This window comes from Neisseria sp. P0022.S009, assembly GCF_051956675.1.
Classification (GTDB): Bacteria; Pseudomonadota; Gammaproteobacteria; order Burkholderiales; family Neisseriaceae; genus Neisseria.
Window position 1 is genome coordinate 37,870 of record NZ_JBQCXE010000006.1, and the last position, 15,199, is coordinate 53,068.

Consider the following 15,199-nt stretch of genomic DNA (forward strand, 5'->3'; position numbering starts at 1 on the left):
TGACTAAACCCTTGCAATAAAAATATAATTCCAATCTTGTCGACATGGTGTCGGCAAGTATTTAACTCAACAGGACGAGAAAATATGCCAACTATTAACCAATTGGTACGCAAAGGCCGTCAAAAGCCCGTGTACGTAAACAAAGTGCCTGCACTGGAAGCTTGCCCGCAAAAACGCGGCGTATGCACCCGTGTATACACAACTACCCCTAAAAAACCTAACTCTGCATTGCGTAAAGTATGTAAAGTTCGCCTGACCAACGGTTTTGAAGTCATTTCATACATCGGTGGTGAAGGTCATAACCTGCAAGAGCACAGCGTCGTATTGATCCGCGGCGGTCGTGTAAAAGACTTGCCAGGTGTACGTTACCACACTGTACGCGGTTCTTTGGATACTGCAGGTGTTAAAGACCGTAAACAAGCCCGTTCTAAATACGGTGCTAAGCGTCCTAAATAATTATCGGGACTCAAATAGGCACGTCGGCCGCCTAAGCTGAACAACGGCCGAGTAAGTGAATACTTAATTGGGTATTCATGGGAATAGACCCAACTGAATAGACTAAAGGAAATTAAAATGCCAAGACGTAGAGAAGTCCCTAAGCGCGACGTACTGCCAGATCCAAAATTCGGTAGCGTTGAGCTGACTAAATTCATGAACGTATTGATGATTGACGGTAAAAAATCTGTTGCAGAGCGTATCGTTTACGGTGCTCTGGAGCAAATTGAGAAAAAAACCGGCAAAGTAGCAATCGAAGTATTTAACGAAGCCATTGCAAACGCCAAACCTATCGTGGAAGTGAAAAGCCGCCGTGTAGGTGGTGCAAACTACCAAGTTCCTGTTGAAGTTCGTCCTTCACGTCGTCTGGCCTTGGCAATGCGCTGGGTTCGCGATGCGGCCCGTAAACGTGGTGAGAAATCTATGGACCTGCGTTTGGCAGGTGAATTGATTGATGCGGCTGAAGGTCGTGGCGGTGCGTTGAAAAAACGTGAAGAAGTACACCGCATGGCTGAAGCTAACAAAGCATTCTCTCACTTCCGTTTCTAATATCGAAAGGCTAACAAAATGGCTCGTAAGACCCCTATCAGCCTGTATCGCAATATCGGTATTTCTGCCCATATTGACGCGGGTAAAACAACCACAACAGAACGTATTTTGTTCTATACAGGTTTGACTCACAAATTGGGCGAAGTGCATGACGGCGCAGCTACTACCGACTACATGGAACAAGAGCAAGAGCGTGGTATTACCATTACTTCTGCTGCTGTGACTTCTTATTGGTCCGGTATGGCGAAACAGTTCCCTGAGCACCGTTTCAACATCATCGACACCCCGGGACACGTTGACTTCACCGTAGAGGTAGAGCGTTCTATGCGTGTATTGGACGGCGCAGTAATGGTTTACTGTGCAGTAGGCGGTGTTCAACCTCAATCTGAAACCGTATGGCGTCAAGCTAACAAATACCAAGTACCTCGCTTGGCATTTGTAAACAAAATGGACCGTCAAGGTGCTAACTTCTTCCGCGTTGTTGAGCAAATGAAAACCCGTTTGCGCGCAAACCCTGTACCTATCGTAATTCCGGTTGGTGCGGAAGACAGCTTCAGCGGTGTTGTTGACCTGTTGAAAATGAAATCCATTATTTGGAATGAAGCCGATAAAGGTACAACCTTTACCTATGGCGATATTCCTGCTGAATTGGTTGAGACTGCTGAAGAATGGCGTCAAAACATGATTGAAGCCGCAGCAGAAGCCAGCGAAGAATTGATGGACAAATACTTGGGCGGTGATGAGCTGACTGAAGAAGAAATCGTAGGCGCATTGCGTCAACGTACTTTGGCCGGCGAAATTCAACCAATGTTGTGTGGTTCAGCATTTAAAAACAAAGGTGTTCAACGTATGTTGGACGCAGTTGTAGAATTGCTGCCTGCTCCTACCGACATTCCTCCAGTTCAAGGCGTTAACCCTAACACTGAAGAAGCCGACAGCCGCCAAGCAAGCGATGAAGAGAAATTCTCTGCATTAGCGTTCAAAATGTTGAACGATAAATACGTTGGTCAGCTGACTTTCATCCGCGTTTACTCTGGTGTGGTGAAATCCGGTGATACCGTATTGAACTCTGTAAAAGGTACTCGCGAACGTATCGGTCGCTTGGTACAAATGACTGCTGCAGACCGTACTGAAATTGAAGAAGTACGCGCTGGTGACATCGCAGCCGCTATCGGTCTGAAAGACGTAACCACTGGTGAGACCTTGTGTGCAGAAAGCGCACCGATCATCTTGGAACGCATGGAATTCCCTGAGCCGGTAATCCATATTGCCGTTGAGCCGAAAACCAAAGCCGACCAAGAGAAAATGGGTATTGCCCTGAACCGTCTGGCAAAAGAAGACCCTTCTTTCCGTGTTCGTACAGACGAAGAATCTGGTCAAACTATTATTTCCGGTATGGGTGAGCTGCACTTGGAAATTATTGTTGACCGTATGAAACGCGAATTCGGTGTGGAAGCAAACATCGGTGCGCCTCAAGTGGCTTACCGTGAAACCATCCGCAAAGAAGTTGAAGCTGAATATAAACATGCCAAACAATCTGGTGGTAAAGGCCAATACGGTCACGTTGTGATCAAAATGGAGCCTATGGAACCAGGTGGTGCAGGCTACGAATTTATCGATGAAATTAAAGGTGGTGTGATTCCTCGCGAATTTATTCCGTCTGTCGATAAAGGTATTCGCGATACTTTGCCTAACGGTATCGTTGCCGGTTACCCAGTAGTTGACGTACGTGTGCGTTTGATCTTCGGTTCTTCACACGACGTTGACTCCTCTCAACTGGCCTTCGAATTGGCTGCGTCTCAAGCCTTCAAAGAAGGTATGCGTAAAGCCAACCCAGCTCTGTTGGAACCAATCATGGCAGTTGAGGTGGAAACACCTGAAGAATACATGGGTGACGTAATGGGTGACTTGAACCGTCGCCGTGGTGTTGTATTGGGTATGGATGATGACGGTATCGGTGGTAAGAAAGTCCGTGCCGAAGTACCTCTGGCAGAAATGTTCGGTTACTCAACCGACCTGCGTTCTGCAACCCAAGGCCGTGCTACTTACTCCATGGAGTTCAAAAAATACGCTGAAGCTCCTGCTCACGTAGCTGCTGCTGTAACTGAAGCCCGTAAAGGCTAATCAGAAAAGGCCGTCTGAAACTGAAAATAAATTTTCAGACGGCCATTGTTCTTTAATCGATCTTTATATGTAAAGGAATTAGCTCATGGCTAAGGAAAAATTTGAACGTAGCAAACCGCACGTAAACGTTGGTACTATCGGTCACGTTGACCATGGTAAAACCACTCTGACTGCTGCATTGACTACTATTTTGGCTAAAAAATTCGGTGGCGCTGCAAAAGCTTACGACCAAATCGATAACGCTCCTGAAGAAAAAGCCCGTGGTATTACCATTAATACCTCTCACGTAGAATACGAAACTGAAACCCGCCACTACGCACACGTAGACTGCCCGGGCCACGCCGACTACGTTAAAAACATGATTACCGGTGCTGCCCAAATGGACGGCGCTATCTTGGTATGTTCCGCAGCTGACGGTCCTATGCCGCAAACTCGCGAACACATCCTGTTGGCTCGTCAAGTAGGCGTACCTTACATCATCGTGTTCATGAACAAATGCGACATGGTTGACGATGCCGAGCTGTTGGAACTGGTTGAAATGGAAATCCGTGACCTGCTGTCAAGCTACGACTTCCCAGGCGACGACTGCCCAATCGTACAAGGTTCTGCACTGAAAGCTTTGGAAGGTGATGCTGCTTACGAAGAAAAAATCTTCGAACTGGCTGCTGCTTTGGACAGCTACATCCCAACACCTGAGCGTGCTGTGGACAAACCTTTCTTGTTGCCTATTGAAGACGTATTCTCTATCTCCGGTCGTGGTACAGTAGTAACCGGTCGTGTAGAGCGCGGTATCATCCACGTTGGTGACGAGATCGAGATTGTAGGTCTGAAAGAAACCCAAAAAACCACTTGTACCGGTGTTGAAATGTTCCGCAAACTGCTGGACGAAGGTCAAGCAGGTGACAACGTAGGCGTATTGCTGCGTGGTACTAAACGTGAAGACGTAGAGCGTGGTCAAGTATTGGCTAAACCAGGTACTATCACTCCTCACACCAAGTTCAAAGCCGAAGTATACGTACTGAGCAAAGAAGAGGGTGGTCGTCACACTCCATTCTTCGCTAACTACCGCCCACAATTCTACTTCCGTACTACCGACGTAACTGGTGCAGTTACTTTGGAAGAAGGTGTAGAAATGGTAATGCCGGGTGAGAACGTAACCATTACTGTAGAACTGATTGCGCCTATCGCTATGGAAGAAGGTCTGCGCTTTGCGATTCGCGAAGGTGGTCGTACCGTAGGTGCGGGTGTGGTTTCTTCTGTAATCGCTTAATTGAGGGATATTGATAAATGGCAAACCAAAAAATCCGTATCCGCCTGAAAGCTTATGATTACAGTCTGATTGACCGTTCTGCGCAAGAAATCGTTGAAACTGCCAAACGTACTGGCGCTGTTGTTAAAGGTCCGATTCCTTTGCCAACTAAAATCGAACGTTTCAACATCTTGCGTTCTCCTCACGTGAACAAAACTTCTCGTGAACAATTGGAAATCCGTACCCACTTGCGTCTGATGGACATCGTGGACTGGACTGACAAAACTACTGATGCACTGATGAAACTGGATCTTCCAGCAGGTGTAGATGTAGAAATTAAAGTTCAATAAGAACTGAAAAACCGAACAGCTTGGCTGTTCGGTTTTTTATAGAATTCTTAGGCCGTCTGAAAATTTTCAGATATTTGGCAACACTTCATCCGAAAAAAATGGTGGTTTTAAGAAGTTAAATTGAAATTTTTGTTGATATTTCTTTGATTTGTCAATTATAATGGCGGACTTGGTACATCCGTATCAAGTTTAACTTTGTCTGAAAGGCAGGCCAATCGTAGCCCGCCCCTTTACTTAAAAGGAAAATAATCATGACTTTAGGTCTGGTTGGACGCAAAGTTGGTATGACTCGCGTGTTCGACGAGCAGGGTGTTTCTGTTCCGGTAACTGTTTTGGATATGTCTGCCAACCGCGTTACACAAGTGAAATCCAAAGATACTGACGGCTACACTGCTGTACAAGTTACCTTTGGTCAGAAAAAAGCTAATCGTGTCAATAAAACTGAAGCCGGTCACTTTGCTAAAGCAGGTGTTGAAGCTGGTCGCGGTTTGGTTGAGTTTGCTTTGACTGAAGAAAAACTGGCTGAATTGAAAGCCGGTGATGAAATTACCGTTTCTATGTTTGAAGTTGGTCAATTGGTAGATGTAACCGGTACCTCTAAAGGTAAAGGTTTCTCTGGTACGATCAAACGTCATAACTTCGGTGCTCAACGTACTTCCCACGGTAACTCCCGTTCTCATCGTGTTCCTGGTTCTATCGGTATGGCACAAGACCCTGGTCGTGTGTTCCCTGGTAAACGTATGGCAGGTCAATACGGTAACACTAAAGCAACTGTTCAAAAATTGGAAGTTGTGCGTGTTGATGCTGAACGCCAACTCTTGTTGGTTAAAGGTGCTGTTCCGGGTTCGGTTAACAGCGACGTCGTGGTTCGTCCTAGCGTGAAAGTAGGTGCGTAATGGAATTGAAAGTAATTGACGCTAAAGGACAAGTATCTGGCAGCTTGGCTGTTTCTGATGCTTTGTTTGCTCGTGAATACAATGAAGCTCTGGTTCACCAACTGGTTACTGCTTATTTGGCAAATGCCCGTTCTGGTAACCGTGCTCAAAAAACTCGTGCCGAAGTAAACCACTCTACTAAAAAACCATGGCGCCAAAAAGGTACCGGTCGTGCTCGTTCCGGTATGACTTCTTCTCCGCTGTGGCGTAAAGGTGGTCGTGCATTCCCAAACAAACCTGACGAAAACTTTACTCAAAAAGTGAACCGTAAAATGTACCGTGCCGGTATGGCGACTATTTTGTCCCAATTGGCTCGTGACGAACGTTTGTTTGCAATCGAAGCATTGACTGCTGAAACTCCTAAAACCAAAGTTTTTGCCGAACAAGTGAAAAACTTGGGTTTGGAGCAAGTTCTGTTTGTAACTAAACAGCTCGACGAGAATGTTTACTTGGCTTCACGCAACTTGCCTAACGTATTGGTTTTGGAAGCTCAACAAGTTGATCCTTACAGCTTGCTGCGTTACAAAAAAGTCGTTATCACTAAAGATGCAGTTGCACAATTAGAGGAGCAATGGGTATGAATCAACAACGTTTGACTCAAGTAATCTTGGCACCTATCGTTTCTGAAAAAAGCAACGTATTGGCTGAAAAACGTAACCAAATGACGTTTAAAGTTTTGGCAAATGCAACTAAACCTGAAATTAAAGCAGCAGTTGAGTTGCTGTTCGGTGTTCAAGTTGCAGACGTTACTACTGTTACCATTAAAGGTAAAATTAAACGTTTTGGTCGCACTTTAGGTCGTCGCAGCGATGTTAAAAAGGCTTACGTAAGCTTGGCTGCCGGTCAAGAGTTAGATTTGGAAGCCGCTGCTGCAGCTGCAGATAAGGAATAAACAAAATGGCAATCGTTAAAATGAAGCCGACCTCTGCAGGCCGTCGCGGCATGGTTCGCGTGGTAACAGAAGGTTTGCACAAAGGTGCACCTTATGCACCTCTGCTGGAAAAGAAAAATTCTACTGCCGGTCGTAACAACAATGGTCATATCACTACCCGCCATAAAGGTGGTGGCCATAAACACCATTACCGTGTTGTAGATTTTAAACGTAACAAAGACGGTATCCCTGCAAAAGTAGAGCGTATCGAGTATGACCCTAACCGTACTGCATTTATCGCATTGTTGTGTTATGCAGATGGTGAGCGTCGTTATATCATTGCTCCTCGTGGTATTCAAGCCGGCGCAGTATTGGTTTCCGGTGCTGAAGCCGCTATCAAAGTAGGTAACACTCTGCCGATTCGCAATATTCCAGTTGGTACAACTATTCACTGTATTGAAATGAAACCAGGTAAAGGTGCACAAATTGCCCGTTCAGCTGGTGCTTCTGCGGTATTGCTTGCAAAAGAAGGTGCTTACGCTCAAGTTCGTTTGCGTTCTGGTGAAGTGCGCAAAATTAGCGTAAATTGCCGTGCAACTATCGGTGAGGTTGGTAACGAAGAACAAAGCCTGAAAAAAATCGGCAAAGCTGGTGCTAACCGCTGGCGTGGTATTCGTCCGACCGTTCGTGGTGTTGTCATGAACCCTGTCGATCACCCACATGGTGGTGGTGAAGGCCGTACTGGTGAAGCTCGCGAACCGGTTAGCCCATGGGGTACTCCTGCTAAGGGCTACCGCACTCGTAATAACAAACGCACGGATAACATGATTGTTCGTCGTCGTTACTCAAATAAAGGTTAATTAGTATGGCTCGTTCATTAAAAAAAGGCCCATATGTAGACCTGCATTTGCTGAAAAAAGTAGATGCTGCTCGTGCAAGCAACGACAAACGCCCAATTAAAACTTGGTCACGTCGTTCTACCATTTTGCCTGATTTCATTGGTCTGACTATCGCTGTACACAACGGTCGCACTCACGTGCCTGTGTTTATCAGTGACAACATGGTTGGTCATAAATTAGGTGAGTTCTCATTGACCCGTACCTTTAAAGGCCACTTGGCCGATAAAAAGGCTAAAAAGAAATAAGGTGAATCATGAGAGTAAGTGCACAACATAAAAATGCCCGTATTTCAGCTCAAAAGGCTCGCTTGGTAGCTGATTTGATTCGTGGTAAAGACGTTGCCCAAGCTTTGAATATCTTGGCATTCAGCCCTAAAAAAGGTGCTGAGCTGATTAAAAAAGTATTGGAATCAGCAATCGCTAATGCCGAGCACAACAATGGTGCTGACATTGACGAACTGAAAGTGGTAACTATCTTTGTTGACAAAGGCCCAAGCTTGAAACGTTTCCAAGCTCGTGCCAAAGGTCGCGGTAACCGCATCGAGAAACAAACTTGTCATATTAATGTGACAGTGGGCAACTAAGGAAAAGCTATGGGACAAAAGATTAACCCTACAGGCTTTCGCCTGGCGGTAACTAAAGACTGGGCTTCAAAATGGTTTGCTAAAAGCACCGACTTTTCAACTGTTTTGAAACAAGATATTGATGTTCGTAATTACTTGCGCAAAAAATTGGCAAATGCTTCAGTTGGTCGCGTAGTAATCGAACGTCCTGCTAAATCTGCACGTATCACTATCCACTCTGCTCGTCCAGGTGTGGTTATTGGTAAAAAAGGTGAGGATATCGAAATCTTGAAACGTGACTTGCAAGCTCTGATGGGTGTGCCAGTTCATGTAAATATTGAAGAGATTCGCCGTCCTGAGTTGGATGCGCAAATTATTGCTGATGGTATTGCCCAGCAGCTTGAAAAACGTGTTCAATTCCGTCGTGCAATGAAACGTGCAATGCAAAATGCAATGCGTTCTGGTGCCAAAGGCATCAAGATCATGACTTCAGGCCGTCTGAATGGTGCTGATATAGCTCGTAGCGAATGGTACCGTGAAGGTCGCGTACCTTTGCATACTTTGCGTGCAAATGTAGATTATGCAACTAGCGAAGCGCACACTACTTATGGTGTACTGGGTCTGAAAGTTTGGGTTTATACAGAAGGTAATATTAAATCTTCTAAACCTGAGCATGAGAAGAAACAAAGAAAGGCAGGTGGACGTAATGCTGCAGCCAACTAGACTGAAATATCGCAAGCAACAAAAAGGTCGTAACACAGGTATTGCTACTCGCGGTAACAAAGTAAGTTTCGGTGAGTTCGGTTTGAAAGCCGTAGGTCGTGGTCGTTTGACTGCCCGCCAAATCGAAGCTGCTCGTCGTACTATGACTCGTCATATTAAACGTGGTGGTCGCATTTGGATTCGTGTATTCCCTGATAAACCAATTACTGAGAAACCTATCCAAGTTCGTATGGGTGGCGGTAAAGGTAATGTGGAATATTACATTGCTGAAATTAAACCAGGCAAAGTATTGTACGAAATGGACGGTGTTCCTGAGTCTTTGGCTCGTGAAGCATTTGAATTGGCTGCTGCCAAATTGCCTATTCCTACAACCTTTGTGGTAAGACAGGTGGGTCAATAATGAAAGCAAATGAATTGAAAGACAAATCTATTGAGCAATTAAACTCTGATTTGTTGGACTTGTTGAAAGCTCAGTTTGGCTTGCGCATGCAAAATGCAACCGGTCAGTTGGGTAAATCTAGCGAGTTGAAACGTGTACGTCGCGATATTGCTCGTATTAAAACCATTTTAACTGAAAAAGGTGCTAAGTAATGAGCGAAGCTAAAAATGTTCGTACTTTGCAAGGCAAAGTGGTAAGCGACAAAATGGACAAAACTGTTACAGTATTGGTTGAGCGTAAAGTTAAACACCCTCTGTACGGTAAAATCATTCGTTTATCAACTAAAATCCATGCACATGATGAAAGCAATCAATATGGCATCGGTGATGTAGTGGTAATCGAAGAATCTCGTCCTTTGTCAAAAACCAAGTCTTGGGTTGTCAAAGAATTGGTTGAGAAAGCACGTACTGTTTGATTTAAAATACAGTAATGTAGCTTAATAAGAAACGAAGTCTTGCAGCAAATTTGATTTGCGTGTAAACTTCGTTTCTTATCTTCCAGCTTCTTATGGAAGTTTCTCTCCCTTCGGGATCCAAGACTGGTTTACTAGAACCGTGATGGTTTCATTTAATAAGCAGCTTAAAGTAAGGTGCGAGTTATATGAAAGTGGTAAATTAAGTTGGTTAATTTAAAGGTACTAATATGATTCAAATGCAGACCATCTTAGATGTGGCTGATAACTCTGGTGCGCGTCGCGTGATGTGCATCAAGGTATTGGGCGGATCTAAGCGTCGCTACGCTTCTGTTGGCGATATTATTAAAGTTGCAGTTAAAGATGCAGCCCCACGTGGTCGTGTCAAAAAAGGTGATGTATACAATGCGGTAGTTGTTCGTACTGCTAAGGGTGTGCGTCGTCCTGATGGTGCGCTAATTAAATTTGATAACAACGCCGCTGTGTTATTAAATAATAAACTTGAGCCTCTGGGTACTCGTATTTTTGGCCCGGTAACCCGTGAATTGCGTACTGAGCGATTTATGAAAATCGTTTCATTGGCGCCCGAAGTATTATAAGGAATAGCGCGATGAATAAAATCATTAAAGGCGATCAGGTTGTAGTGATTGCCGGTAAAGATAAAGGTAAGCAAGGTCAAGTAGTTCGAGTGTTGGGTGATAAAGTTGTTGTTGAAGGTGTGAATGTTGTCAAACGCCATCAAAAACCTAATCCAATGCGTGGTATTGAGGGTGGTATTATTACTAAAGAAATGCCTTTGGATATTTCTAATATTGCAATCCTGAATCCGGAAACTAATAAAGCAGACCGTGTTGGTATTAAGCTGATTGAAAATGAAGGCAAAGTTAAACGCGTTCGTTTCTTCAAATCAAATGGCTCTATCATTGGAGCATAAGGAGATAACATGGCTCGTTTGAGAGAGTTTTATAAAGATACAGTTGTTCCTGAATTGGTTAAACAATTTGGTTACAAATCAGTAATGGAAGTTCCACGTATTGAAAAAATTACCTTGAATATGGGTGTAGGTGAAGCTGTTGCTGATAAAAAAGTAATGGAGCATGCTGTTTCTGATTTAGAGAAAATTGCTGGTCAAAAACCAGTTGTTACAGTTGCCCGTAAATCTATCGCAGGTTTTAAAATCCGTGATAACTATCCAGTTGGTTGCAAAGTAACATTGCGTCGTGATCAAATGTTTGAATTCTTAGATCGTTTGATTACTATTGCATTGCCTCGCGTACGTGACTTCCGCGGTGTAAGTGGTAAATCATTTGATGGTCGTGGCAATTACAATATGGGCGTTCGTGAGCAAATTATTTTCCCGGAAATTGAATACGATAAAATCGATGCTTTGCGTGGTTTGAATATTACTATTACAACTACTGCAAAAACTGATGAAGAAGCGAAAGCTTTGTTGTCACTGTTCAAGTTTCCGTTTAAAGGATAATCATGGCTAAGAAAGCACTTATTAATCGTGAGCTGAAACGTCAAGCATTGGCGAAAAAGTTTGCAGCTAAACGTGAGGCAATTTTCGCTGTTATTAATGATGCTAATGCGACTGAAGAAGAACGTTTTGAGGCACGTTTGAAATTTCAATCCATTCCTCGTAATGCAGCACCTGTACGTCAACGTCGTCGTTGTGCTTTAACAGGTCGTCCTCGTGGCACTTTCCGTAAATTTGGTTTGGGCCGTATTAAAATCCGTGAAATCGCTATGCGTGGCGAGATTCCTGGTGTTGTTAAAGCTAGCTGGTAATAGGAGTATAAATAATGAGTATGCATGATCCTATTTCCGATATGTTGACTCGTATTCGCAATGCGCAACGTGCTAATAAAGCAACTGTTGCCATGCCTTCTTCAAAATTGAAATGTGCAATTGCAAAAGTTCTGAAAGATGAAGGCTATATCGAGGATTTTACGGTTTCTGCTGATGCAAAACCGGTATTGGAAATTCAATTGAAATACTATGCAGGTCGCCCTGTGATTGAGCAAATTAAACGTGTTTCACGTCCTGGTTTGCGTATTTACAAAGCATCAAGCGAGATCCCTAGCGTAATGAATGGCTTGGGTGTTGCTATTGTTAGTACTTCTAAAGGTGTGATGACTGATCGCAAAGCCCGTTCTGAGGGTGTTGGTGGTGAGTTGTTGTGCATCGTAGCCTAGTGGAGAAATGTAAATGTCACGCGTCGCAAAAAACCCAGTGACTGTTCCTGCTGGTGTAGAAGTAAAATTCGGAACAGATGCATTGGTAATCAAAGGTAAACATGGCGAATTGTCCTTTCCTTTGCATTCCGATGTTGCTATTGAACTAAACGATGGTAAATTGACTTTTGCTGCAAAAAATGACAGTAAACAGGCTAATGCTATGTCTGGTACTGCTCGTGCATTGGTTAATAACATGGTTAAGGGTGTTTCTGAAGGTTTTGAGAAAAAACTTCAATTGATTGGTGTGGGTTATCGTGCCCAAGCGCAAGGCAAAGTTTTGAACTTATCTTTGGGTTTCTCTCATCCAATCGTATATGAAATGCCTGAAGGTGTTTCTGTTCAAACTCCTAGCCAAACAGAAATCGTTTTGACTGGTGCAGATAAACAAGTGGTTGGCCAAGTCGCTGCTGAAATTCGTGCATTCCGTTCTCCTGAGCCTTATAAAGGCAAAGGTGTTCGTTATGTAGGTGAAGTAGTAGTGATGAAAGAAGCCAAGAAAAAATAATTGAGGTTCACTAATGGATAAACATACAACCCGACTCCGTCGTGCACGCAAAACCCGTGCGCGTATTGCGGACTTGAAAATGGTAAGATTATGTGTGTTCCGCAGCAATAATCATATTTATGCTCAAGTAATTAGTGCTGAAGGTGATAAAGTATTGGCTCAAGCCTCTACATTGGAAGCTGAAGTACGTAGTAGCCTGAAATCAGGTAGCAACGTTGAAGCAGCAGCTGTAGTTGGTAAGCGTATTGCTGAAAAAGCTAAAGCAGTAGGTGTTGAAAAAGTTGCTTTTGACCGTTCAGGTTTCCAATATCACGGTCGTGTGAAAGCTTTGGCTGAAGCTGCACGTGAAAATGGTTTAAGCTTCTAATATTTGGAGACTTTCAGATGGCAAAACATGAAATTGAAGAACGCGGTGACGGCCTGATTGAAAAGATGGTCGCAGTTAATCGCGTGACTAAAGTAGTTAAAGGTGGCCGTATCATGGCTTTCTCTGCACTGACTGTTGTTGGTGATGGTGATGGTCGCATCGGTATGGGTAAGGGTAAATCAAAAGAAGTGCCAGTTGCTGTTCAAAAAGCAATGGATCAAGCACGCCGCTCCATGATTAAAGTACCTTTGAAAAATGGTACTATTCATCATGAAGTTATTGGTCGTCATGGCGCTACTAAAGTATTTATGCAACCTGCTAAAGAAGGTAGCGGTGTAAAAGCTGGTGGTCCAATGCGTTTAGTATTTGATGCTATGGGTATCCATAACATCTCAGCTAAAGTGCATGGTTCTACTAACCCTTACAATATTGTACGTGCTACATTAGACGGTTTGTCTAAACTGTATACCCCTGCTGATATTGCCGCTAAACGTGGCTTGACAGTAGAAGATATTTTGGGAGCTAACCATGACTGAGCAAAAAAAGATTAAAGTTACATTGGTTAAGAGCCTGATCGGTACAATTGAATCTCATCGTGCTTGTGCTCGTGGCTTAGGTTTGCGTCGCCGTGAGCATACAGTAGAGGTTTTAGATACCCCTGAAAACCGTGGTATGATCAATAAAATCAGCTACTTGTTGAAAGTGGAGTCTTAATATGTTTTTGAATACTATTCAACCTGCTGAGGGTGCTACTCACGCTAGTCGTCGTGTAGGCCGTGGTATTGGTAGTGGCCTGGGTAAGACAGGTGGTCGTGGCCATAAAGGTCAAAAAAGCCGTGCTGGCGGTTTCCACAAGGTAGGTTTTGAAGGTGGTCAAATGCCTTTGCAACGTCGCCTGCCTAAGCGTGGTTTCAAATCTTTGACTGCTGCCGCTAATGCTGAAGTTCGTTTGAGTGAGTTGAATCTGATTGCTGTAAACGAAATTGATGTTTTGGTTCTTAAACAAGCTGGTCTAATTCCTGCGACTGCTTCTAATGTAAAAGTTATTGCTTCTGGTGAGATTTCTAAAGCAGTTACCTTGAAAGGTGTAAAAGCTACTAAAGGTGCTAAAGCTGCAATTGAAGCTGCTGGTGGCAAAGTAGAAGAATAAGGCTTGCACTATAGTGGCTAATCAACAATCTTTATCAGGATTATCCAAATTTGGAGATCTGAAAAAACGTCTAGTGTTTCTATTAGGAGCTTTAGTCGTTTTCCGTATTGGTGCTCATATACCGGTACCGGGCGTAGATGCTGTTGCATTAGCTAAGTTATACGAAGGCGCTGCAAACGGCATATTCGGAATGTTAAATATGTTCTCGGGTGGTTCGTTGGAGCGCTTTAGTATATTTGCAATTGGTATCATGCCTTATATTTCATCGTCGATTATTGTTCAGCTTGCTTCAGAGATCATTCCTTCTTTAAAAGCTTTAAAAAAGGAAGGTGAGGCTGGTCGGAAAATAATTACGAAATATACTAGGTATGGGACGGTATTATTGGCTGTATTACAAAGCTTTGGTGTTGCAACATTTGTTTATCAACAAGGAGTTGTTGTAACAAGTTCGCTTGAGTTTCATATTTCTACAGTAGTCTGTTTGGTTACAGGTACGATGTTTTTGATGTGGTTGGGGGAGCAGATTACCGAGCGTGGTATCGGTAATGGCATTTCCTTAATTATTACAGCAGGTATTGTATCGGGTATTCCATCTGGTATTGTTCGGTTGTTGACTTTGACTGAACAAGGCTCTATGAGTATGTTAATGGCAGTATCCATTGTTATTGGTATTTTGCTGTTGATCTATGCTGTAGTATATTTTGAAAGTGCTCAGCGTAAGGTTCCTGTGCATTATGCTAAAAGGCAATTTGGCTCTGGAATGATGCCAGGACAAAGCATTCATATGCCGTTCAAGCTAAATATGGCCGGTGTTATTCCTCCTATTTTTGCTTCCAGTATTATCCTTTTTCCATCTACTCTTTTAGGTTGGTTTGGTTCAAATAGTACGAATTCTATTCTTCACAAGGTTGCTGCAATGCTGCAACATGGGCAGCCTTTGTATATTGTATTATTTGCAACAACTATTATCTTCTTCTGCTATTTCTATACTGCTTTAGTATTTAGCCCTAAAGAAATGGCTGAGAATTTGAAGAAAAGTGGTGCATTTGTACCTGGTATTCGCCCGGGTGAGCAAACTTCTAGATATTTGGAAAAAGTTGTACTGAGACTGACATTATTTGGTGCTTTGTATATCACTACAATCTGTCTGATACCTGAATTTTTAACGACAGCATTGAATGTGCCTTTCTATTTAGGAGGAACGTCTTTGCTTATCTTGGTTGTCGTTACAATGGATTTTAGGACGCAAATCAATTCCTACGTAATGAGTAGTCAGTATGAAGATTTGATGAGTCGTCCAGATATGAAATCTTTATCACGTAAGTAGGC

The 15,199-nt window shown here is 43.4% G+C and carries 26 protein-coding genes; all 26 read left to right on the forward strand.

Features of this window, described 5'->3' with window-relative positions:
- Window positions 1-84: 84 nt before the first annotated feature.
- Window positions 85-456, forward strand: coding sequence for a 30S ribosomal protein S12 (rpsL, locus tag ACTHUG_RS08810; protein WP_002218431.1), 372 nt, complete (start codon window positions 85-87; stop codon window positions 454-456).
- A 117-nt stretch (window positions 457-573) separates the two neighbouring features.
- Window positions 574-1,044, forward strand: coding sequence for a 30S ribosomal protein S7 (gene rpsG / locus ACTHUG_RS08815; protein WP_002240962.1), 471 nt, complete (start codon window positions 574-576; stop codon window positions 1,042-1,044).
- A gap of 18 nt (window positions 1,045-1,062) precedes the next feature.
- Window positions 1,063-3,168 (forward strand): elongation factor G, encoded by a 2,106-nt coding sequence (gene fusA / locus ACTHUG_RS08820; RefSeq protein WP_036491326.1) that lies wholly within the window; start codon window positions 1,063-1,065, stop codon window positions 3,166-3,168.
- 85 nt (window positions 3,169-3,253) lie between these two features.
- A complete protein-coding gene (gene tuf / locus ACTHUG_RS08825; RefSeq protein ID WP_002215366.1) occupies window positions 3,254-4,438 on the forward strand; it encodes an elongation factor Tu in 1,185 nt (394 codons plus the stop codon).
- Between the two features lie 17 nt (window positions 4,439-4,455).
- Complete coding sequence (gene rpsJ / locus ACTHUG_RS08830; RefSeq protein WP_002642322.1) at window positions 4,456-4,767, forward strand: 30S ribosomal protein S10; 312 nt, start codon at window positions 4,456-4,458, stop codon at window positions 4,765-4,767.
- 251 nt (window positions 4,768-5,018) lie between these two features.
- Window positions 5,019-5,663: a 50S ribosomal protein L3 gene (gene rplC / locus ACTHUG_RS08835; RefSeq protein WP_004464584.1), complete on the forward strand. Its 645-nt coding sequence runs from the start codon at window positions 5,019-5,021 to the stop codon at window positions 5,661-5,663.
- Complete coding sequence (gene rplD / locus ACTHUG_RS08840; protein ID WP_003684798.1) at window positions 5,663-6,283, forward strand: 50S ribosomal protein L4; 621 nt, start codon at window positions 5,663-5,665, stop codon at window positions 6,281-6,283. Before rplC ends, rplD begins: the two co-directional genes overlap by 1 nt.
- The gene (rplW, locus tag ACTHUG_RS08845) at window positions 6,280-6,594 is read left to right on the forward strand and encodes a 50S ribosomal protein L23 (protein WP_003749274.1); all 315 of its coding nucleotides are present in this window, start codon (window positions 6,280-6,282) and stop codon (window positions 6,592-6,594) included. The genes rplD and rplW overlap by 4 nt, the downstream gene beginning before the upstream one ends.
- A gap of 5 nt (window positions 6,595-6,599) precedes the next feature.
- Window positions 6,600-7,433: a 50S ribosomal protein L2 gene (gene rplB / locus ACTHUG_RS08850; protein WP_003684813.1), complete on the forward strand. Its 834-nt coding sequence runs from the start codon at window positions 6,600-6,602 to the stop codon at window positions 7,431-7,433.
- A gap of 5 nt (window positions 7,434-7,438) precedes the next feature.
- The gene (rpsS, locus tag ACTHUG_RS08855; protein ID WP_002215422.1) at window positions 7,439-7,717 is read left to right on the forward strand and encodes a 30S ribosomal protein S19; all 279 of its coding nucleotides are present in this window, start codon (window positions 7,439-7,441) and stop codon (window positions 7,715-7,717) included.
- 8 nt (window positions 7,718-7,725) lie between these two features.
- Window positions 7,726-8,055 carry a 50S ribosomal protein L22 gene (gene rplV, locus ACTHUG_RS08860; protein ID WP_003749277.1) on the forward strand — a complete coding sequence of 110 codons (330 nt, stop codon included), beginning with the start codon at window positions 7,726-7,728 and terminating at the stop codon, window positions 8,053-8,055.
- A gap of 9 nt (window positions 8,056-8,064) precedes the next feature.
- Window positions 8,065-8,757, forward strand: coding sequence for a 30S ribosomal protein S3 (gene rpsC, locus ACTHUG_RS08865; RefSeq protein WP_003684753.1), 693 nt, complete (start codon window positions 8,065-8,067; stop codon window positions 8,755-8,757).
- Window positions 8,741-9,157 (forward strand): 50S ribosomal protein L16, encoded by a 417-nt coding sequence (gene rplP / locus ACTHUG_RS08870; protein WP_003749279.1) that lies wholly within the window; start codon window positions 8,741-8,743, stop codon window positions 9,155-9,157. Before rpsC ends, rplP begins: the two co-directional genes overlap by 17 nt.
- Window positions 9,157-9,348: a 50S ribosomal protein L29 gene (rpmC, locus tag ACTHUG_RS08875; protein WP_003684705.1), complete on the forward strand. Its 192-nt coding sequence runs from the start codon at window positions 9,157-9,159 to the stop codon at window positions 9,346-9,348. The genes rplP and rpmC overlap by 1 nt, the downstream gene beginning before the upstream one ends.
- Entirely contained in the window at window positions 9,348-9,611 is a 264-nt protein-coding gene (gene rpsQ / locus ACTHUG_RS08880) for a 30S ribosomal protein S17 (RefSeq protein WP_003749281.1), read from the forward strand. Before rpmC ends, rpsQ begins: the two co-directional genes overlap by 1 nt.
- Before the next feature lie 227 nt (window positions 9,612-9,838).
- The gene (gene rplN, locus ACTHUG_RS08885; RefSeq protein ID WP_002215434.1) at window positions 9,839-10,207 is read left to right on the forward strand and encodes a 50S ribosomal protein L14; all 369 of its coding nucleotides are present in this window, start codon (window positions 9,839-9,841) and stop codon (window positions 10,205-10,207) included.
- A gap of 11 nt (window positions 10,208-10,218) precedes the next feature.
- Window positions 10,219-10,542 carry a 50S ribosomal protein L24 gene (gene rplX / locus ACTHUG_RS08890; RefSeq protein WP_049348887.1) on the forward strand — a complete coding sequence of 108 codons (324 nt, stop codon included), beginning with the start codon at window positions 10,219-10,221 and terminating at the stop codon, window positions 10,540-10,542.
- 9 nt (window positions 10,543-10,551) lie between these two features.
- Window positions 10,552-11,091, forward strand: a complete 540-nt coding sequence (gene rplE / locus ACTHUG_RS08895) for a 50S ribosomal protein L5 (protein WP_003684750.1) — start codon at window positions 10,552-10,554, stop codon at window positions 11,089-11,091.
- Window positions 11,092-11,093: 2 nt separating this feature from the next.
- Window positions 11,094-11,399, forward strand: a complete 306-nt coding sequence (gene rpsN / locus ACTHUG_RS08900) for a 30S ribosomal protein S14 (protein WP_003684736.1) — start codon at window positions 11,094-11,096, stop codon at window positions 11,397-11,399.
- A 14-nt stretch (window positions 11,400-11,413) separates the two neighbouring features.
- Window positions 11,414-11,806, forward strand: a complete 393-nt coding sequence (gene rpsH / locus ACTHUG_RS08905; RefSeq protein ID WP_003749283.1) for a 30S ribosomal protein S8 — start codon at window positions 11,414-11,416, stop codon at window positions 11,804-11,806.
- Window positions 11,807-11,819: 13 nt separating this feature from the next.
- On the forward strand, window positions 11,820-12,353 hold the full coding sequence (rplF, locus tag ACTHUG_RS08910; protein ID WP_003749285.1) for a 50S ribosomal protein L6: 534 nt from the start codon (window positions 11,820-11,822) through the stop codon (window positions 12,351-12,353).
- A gap of 13 nt (window positions 12,354-12,366) precedes the next feature.
- Window positions 12,367-12,720, forward strand: a complete 354-nt coding sequence (rplR, locus tag ACTHUG_RS08915; RefSeq protein ID WP_003749287.1) for a 50S ribosomal protein L18 — start codon at window positions 12,367-12,369, stop codon at window positions 12,718-12,720.
- Between the two features lie 17 nt (window positions 12,721-12,737).
- On the forward strand, window positions 12,738-13,256 hold the full coding sequence (rpsE, locus tag ACTHUG_RS08920; protein WP_003684704.1) for a 30S ribosomal protein S5: 519 nt from the start codon (window positions 12,738-12,740) through the stop codon (window positions 13,254-13,256).
- On the forward strand, window positions 13,249-13,434 hold the full coding sequence (gene rpmD, locus ACTHUG_RS08925; RefSeq protein WP_003684808.1) for a 50S ribosomal protein L30: 186 nt from the start codon (window positions 13,249-13,251) through the stop codon (window positions 13,432-13,434). Before rpsE ends, rpmD begins: the two co-directional genes overlap by 8 nt.
- A 1-nt stretch (window position 13,435) precedes the next feature.
- The gene (rplO, locus tag ACTHUG_RS08930) at window positions 13,436-13,870 is read left to right on the forward strand and encodes a 50S ribosomal protein L15 (RefSeq protein ID WP_003749291.1); all 435 of its coding nucleotides are present in this window, start codon (window positions 13,436-13,438) and stop codon (window positions 13,868-13,870) included.
- A 13-nt stretch (window positions 13,871-13,883) separates the two neighbouring features.
- A complete protein-coding gene (secY, locus tag ACTHUG_RS08935; RefSeq protein WP_049323404.1) occupies window positions 13,884-15,197 on the forward strand; it encodes a preprotein translocase subunit SecY in 1,314 nt (437 codons plus the stop codon).
- Window positions 15,198-15,199: the final 2 nt, after the last annotated feature.

Excerpts from the sequence above, each read along its gene's own strand:
- rpsL (WP_002218431.1), top strand. The coding sequence starts at position 85 with ATGCCAACTATTAACCAATTGGTACGCAAAGGCCGTCAAAAGCCCGTG.
- rpsG (WP_002240962.1), top strand. The coding sequence starts at position 574 with ATGCCAAGACGTAGAGAAGTCCCTAAGCGCGACGTACTGCCAGATCCA.
- fusA (WP_036491326.1), top strand. The coding sequence starts at position 1,063 with ATGGCTCGTAAGACCCCTATCAGCCTGTATCGCAATATCGGTATTTCT.
- tuf (WP_002215366.1), top strand. The coding sequence starts at position 3,254 with ATGGCTAAGGAAAAATTTGAACGTAGCAAACCGCACGTAAACGTTGGT.
- rpsJ (WP_002642322.1), top strand. The coding sequence starts at position 4,456 with ATGGCAAACCAAAAAATCCGTATCCGCCTGAAAGCTTATGATTACAGT.
- rplC (WP_004464584.1), top strand. The coding sequence starts at position 5,019 with ATGACTTTAGGTCTGGTTGGACGCAAAGTTGGTATGACTCGCGTGTTC.
- rplD (WP_003684798.1), top strand. The coding sequence starts at position 5,663 with ATGGAATTGAAAGTAATTGACGCTAAAGGACAAGTATCTGGCAGCTTG.
- rplW (WP_003749274.1), top strand. The coding sequence starts at position 6,280 with ATGAATCAACAACGTTTGACTCAAGTAATCTTGGCACCTATCGTTTCT.
- rplB (WP_003684813.1), top strand. The coding sequence starts at position 6,600 with ATGGCAATCGTTAAAATGAAGCCGACCTCTGCAGGCCGTCGCGGCATG.
- rpsS (WP_002215422.1), top strand. The coding sequence starts at position 7,439 with ATGGCTCGTTCATTAAAAAAAGGCCCATATGTAGACCTGCATTTGCTG.
- rplV (WP_003749277.1), top strand. The coding sequence starts at position 7,726 with ATGAGAGTAAGTGCACAACATAAAAATGCCCGTATTTCAGCTCAAAAG.
- rpsC (WP_003684753.1), top strand. The coding sequence starts at position 8,065 with ATGGGACAAAAGATTAACCCTACAGGCTTTCGCCTGGCGGTAACTAAA.
- rplP (WP_003749279.1), top strand. The coding sequence starts at position 8,741 with ATGCTGCAGCCAACTAGACTGAAATATCGCAAGCAACAAAAAGGTCGT.
- rpmC (WP_003684705.1), top strand. The coding sequence starts at position 9,157 with ATGAAAGCAAATGAATTGAAAGACAAATCTATTGAGCAATTAAACTCT.
- rpsQ (WP_003749281.1), top strand. The coding sequence starts at position 9,348 with ATGAGCGAAGCTAAAAATGTTCGTACTTTGCAAGGCAAAGTGGTAAGC.
- rplN (WP_002215434.1), top strand. The coding sequence starts at position 9,839 with ATGATTCAAATGCAGACCATCTTAGATGTGGCTGATAACTCTGGTGCG.
- rplX (WP_049348887.1), top strand. The coding sequence starts at position 10,219 with ATGAATAAAATCATTAAAGGCGATCAGGTTGTAGTGATTGCCGGTAAA.
- rplE (WP_003684750.1), top strand. The coding sequence starts at position 10,552 with ATGGCTCGTTTGAGAGAGTTTTATAAAGATACAGTTGTTCCTGAATTG.
- rpsN (WP_003684736.1), top strand. The coding sequence starts at position 11,094 with ATGGCTAAGAAAGCACTTATTAATCGTGAGCTGAAACGTCAAGCATTG.
- rpsH (WP_003749283.1), top strand. The coding sequence starts at position 11,414 with ATGAGTATGCATGATCCTATTTCCGATATGTTGACTCGTATTCGCAAT.
- rplF (WP_003749285.1), top strand. The coding sequence starts at position 11,820 with ATGTCACGCGTCGCAAAAAACCCAGTGACTGTTCCTGCTGGTGTAGAA.
- rplR (WP_003749287.1), top strand. The coding sequence starts at position 12,367 with ATGGATAAACATACAACCCGACTCCGTCGTGCACGCAAAACCCGTGCG.
- rpsE (WP_003684704.1), top strand. The coding sequence starts at position 12,738 with ATGGCAAAACATGAAATTGAAGAACGCGGTGACGGCCTGATTGAAAAG.
- rpmD (WP_003684808.1), top strand. The coding sequence starts at position 13,249 with ATGACTGAGCAAAAAAAGATTAAAGTTACATTGGTTAAGAGCCTGATC.
- rplO (WP_003749291.1), top strand. The coding sequence starts at position 13,436 with ATGTTTTTGAATACTATTCAACCTGCTGAGGGTGCTACTCACGCTAGT.